The sequence below is a fragment of the Streptococcus sp. genome, assembly GCF_019414905.1.
In the GTDB taxonomy this organism is placed as follows: Bacteria; Bacillota; Bacilli; order Lactobacillales; family Streptococcaceae; genus Streptococcus.
Map to the genome: position 1 here is coordinate 1 of NZ_DXLC01000288.1, position 1,790 is coordinate 1,790.

The window sequence follows — 1,790 nt, forward strand, 5'->3', positions numbered from 1 at the left end:
TCCAGACCCTATGCGGAACTACATGACAGGGCTCTTACTAGGACATCTGGACACCGACTTTAAGGAGATGAATGAACTTTATTCTAGTCTAGGAATTATCCACCTCTTTGCCTTGTCGGGTATGCAGGTAGGTTTTTTCATGGACGGTTTTAAGAAACTTCTCTTGCGATTGGGCTTGACCCAAGAAAAGTTGAAATGGCTGACTTATCCCTTTTCCCTTATTTATGCAGGGCTGACAGGATTTTCAGCTTCGGTCATTCGCAGTCTCCTGCAAAAGCTACTGGCTCAACATGGTGTTAAGGGCTTGGATAATTTTGCCTTGACGGTGCTTGTCCTCTTTATCGTCATGCCCAACTTTTTCCTGACTGCAGGAGGAGTCTTGTCCTGCGCTTATGCTTTTATCTTGACCATGACCAGCAAAGAAGGGGAGGGGCTCAAGGCTATTGCCAGAGAAAGTCTGGTTATTTCTTTGGGAATATTACCCATTCTATCCTTCTATTTCGCGGAATTTCAGCCTTGGTCCATCCTTTTGACCTTTGTCTTTTCCTTTCTTTTTGACTTGGTCTTCTTACCGCTCTTGTCTATCTTATTTGTCTTTTCCTTTCTCTATCCAGTCATTCAGCTAAATTTTATTTTTGAATGGTTGGAAGGAATGATTCGCTTGGTGTCACAGGTGGCGAGTAGACCTCTAGTCTTTGGACAACCCAATGCATGGCTTTTAATCTTATTGTTAATTTCCTTGGCTTTGATCTATGATTTGAGGAAAAATATCAAAAGAGTAGCTGGCTTTAGCTTATTGATTACGGGTCTCTTTTTCTTGACCAAGCATCCACTGGAAAATGAAATTACCATGCTGGATGTTGGGCAAGGAGAAAGTATTTTCCTACGGGATGTAACTGGTAAAACCATTCTCATAGATGTAGGTGGCAAGGCAGAATCTGATAAGAAAATCGAAAAATGGCAAGAAAAGACGACGACCAGCAATGCTCAACGAACCTTGATTCCCTATCTCAAAAGTCGAGGAGTAGCCAAGATTGACCAGCTAATTTTGACCAATACGGACAAGGAGCATGTTGGTGATTTGTTGGAGGTGACCAAGGCTTTCCATGTAGGGGAGATCTTAGTATCAAAAGGCAGTCTGAAGCAGAAGCAATTTGTGGCAGAACTACAGGCGACTCAAACCAAGGTTCGTAGTATGTCAGCGGGAGAGAACTTGCCAATTTTTGGAAGTCAGTTAGAAGTCCTATATCCAAGGAAAATTGGAGATGGAGGTCATGAAGATTCCATAGTTCTGTATGGGAAACTCTTGGATAAGCACTTTCTTTTCACCGGAAATTTGGAGGAGAAAGGAGAGAAGGACTTGCTGAAGCAATATCCTGACTTAGAGGTGGATGTTTTGAAAGCTAGCCAACATGGCTCTAAAAAATCATCAAGTTCAGCCTTTCTAGAACAGCTCAAACCAGAGATCACTCTCATCTCAGTTGGAAAGAACAATCGAACGAAATTACCCCATCAGGAAACTTTGACACGACTAGAAACTATCAATAGCAAAGTTTACCGAACTGACCAGCAAGGGGCTATACGCTTTAAGGGGTGGAATAGTTGGAAAATCGAAAGCGTTCGATAGGAAGGACAAATATTATATATTAGTAAAATAAACTAAAAATCTGTTGCATAATAATGATAAAAACGATATAATGAAAGCGTATTCAATTTTAATGATATAAAACTATTAAAAATTAGTAAAAACCCTTTAATTAGTTAGTTTATGATCTATTGGTCTTTTTCAG

1 protein-coding gene is annotated in these 1,790 nt (G+C 40.4%); it reads left to right on the forward strand.

Annotated features, from left to right (window positions below; all coding sequences use genetic code 11):
- The coding region (locus tag QZ359_RS08780) for a DNA internalization-related competence protein ComEC/Rec2 (protein WP_293965880.1) at positions 1 to 1,627 on the forward strand (1,627 nt) is incomplete at its 5' end.
- Positions 1,628 to 1,790: the final 163 nt, after the last annotated feature.